This is a genomic window from Streptomyces sp. NPDC058240 (genome assembly GCF_042882135.1).
Classification (GTDB): Bacteria; Actinomycetota; Actinomycetes; order Streptomycetales; family Streptomycetaceae; genus Streptomyces.
Map to the genome: position 1 here is coordinate 149,903 of NZ_JBHVWT010000013.1, position 1,961 is coordinate 151,863.

Below are 1,961 nucleotides of genomic sequence, written 5' to 3' on the forward strand. Positions count from 1 at the left end.
ACTGGTTGGCCGGGGGTGTACCTCCCGCCTTTCCCCTGGTTTCCCCCTTCCGTTTCAGGAAGAAAAAACCCCTCTTGTTGACGCCCCGCCGTCCCGCCCCCGCCCCCCCGCCGCCCCGCACGAAGGAGAACGACGCGTCATGTCCCACCCCGTGCCCGAATGGGCCGACCCCCAGGTTCCCGCGGAGTCGCTCGACCCCCAGGGCCTCAGCCGCCGAGGGCTGATGCGCCGCGCCGGTCTGTTCGGCGCGGCCTTCGCTGCCGCCTCGCTGCCGCTGCCCGCCCTGGCCGACAGCCGGGGAGGCCGGTCCCACGGGCACGGTCACGGACACGCCCCGGACCTGGTCTATCTGGTCGGCGACCATCACAACCACTCCGTGTACAGCCACGACGCCAAGTACACCTTCTCCCAACTCGCCTCGGCAGGACAGAAGTTCGGCCTCGACTGGATGGTCTTCACCGAGCACAGCAACATCGGCCACGCCGAGTTCGGCGCCGCGCAGGAGCACCGGGAGATCCTGAAGGCCCGCGCCGACAACAAGCGCATGCTGATCTTCCAGGGGCTGGAGTGGTACATCCCCGGAGCCGAGCACTGCACCGTCTTCTCGCCGCCCGGACGACACGAGGTCGACCTCCTCACCCGCTTCGAGGAGGCCTTCGACGGCAAGCTGCTCGGTTACACGGCCGGTGCCCCGACGCACCCCGACACCCCGCGCAACGAGGCGCACGCGCTCAAGGCCCTCAAGTGGCTGGCCGAACAGCGCCGCACCCGGTACGTCGACGACGTGCTCGTCCTCGCCAACCACCCCATGCGCCTCGGCATCGACTCCCCGCACGAGATGCGCGGCTGGCGCGACGCCGCCCCCGAGATCATGATCGGCATGGAGGGCGCCCCCGGCGCCCAGGCCGGTGCGATCCCGGGCTGGCACCCGGACACCAACATCCGCGGCGAGTACACCAACTCACCGTCCGCCGACTCCTGGCCCGGCTACCCGCGCGAGGCCTACGTCACCTACGGCGGATTCGACTGGGCCACCGCGACCGTCGGCGGCCTGTGGGACGCCATGCTGGCGGAGGGCAAGCTCTTCACGATCACTTCCAACTCCGACGTCCACCGCGTGGCCCAGGACACCTGGGTCAACGGCGACTGGCCGCCCGGCCGGGACTTCGACAACACCGGCCACCTCCCCGACCCGTACAACACCACCGAACCGCAGCCCGGCGGCGACTTCTGGCCAGGCCAGTTCAGCCGTACACACGTCGGCGTCACCCGGTACGGCTATCGGAACGTGATGGAGGGGCTGCGGGCCGGCCGGGTCTGGGTCGACCACGGCCATCTCGTCGACGGCATCGACGTCAAGGTGCGCGGCGAGCACGGCAACAGCGCCACGCTCGGCGGCCGGCTGCGCGCCCGGCGCGGCGAGCGGCTCACCCTCACCGTCACGGTGACCGCCGCGTCCCGCCGGAACCCCTACGGTGTGCTGCCGCGTCTGGAGCACGTCGACGTCATCCGCGGCGCGGTCCGCGGACCGGCCGCCGACCGCGACGACTGGCGTGCCCCCGACACCCGGCTCGCCCACACCGCCGATGTCTCGGGCCGCCGCGGCACGTACACCCTGCGCATCCCGGTCGGCCGCGCGGACGAGCCGTTCTACCTGCGGCTGCGCGGCAGCGACGGCAAGCGCCACGGCAAGGGGTTCCTCGGCGCGGCGATCGACCCGCACGGCCCGCTGCCGCACGAGCCGGGCCGGGGCAACCCGTGGCTGGACACCTGGTTCTACACCAACCCGGTCTTCGTGGACGTCGTCCGCTGAGCCCGCCGCACGGCCGGGGGGGGCCCAAAGGGGGACACGACGGAAGCCAAACTCCAACCACCGAGAAAAAACAGCAACGGGCTCCCCCCCCCCCCTAACCAAACAATCGCGGCACACGGAAGAACCCCCCTCAACGCCTCGCCCATCT

General features: G+C 71.4%; 1 protein-coding gene. It reads left to right on the forward strand.

Translation table 11 applies throughout. The annotated features are described in order from the left end of the window. Positions 1-139: 139 nt before the first annotated feature. Positions 140-1,813 carry a PHP domain-containing protein gene (locus tag ACFVX4_RS21975; RefSeq protein ID WP_385547410.1) on the forward strand — a complete coding sequence of 558 codons (1,674 nt, stop codon included), beginning with the start codon at positions 140-142 and terminating at the stop codon, positions 1,811-1,813. Positions 1,814-1,961 lie beyond the last annotated feature (148 nt).

What these genes read in the sequence shown, in the direction of transcription:
- ACFVX4_RS21975 (WP_385547410.1), top strand. Translation starts at nt 140, where the DNA reads ATGTCCCACCCCGTGCCCGAATGGGCCGACCCCCAGGTTCCCGCGGAG.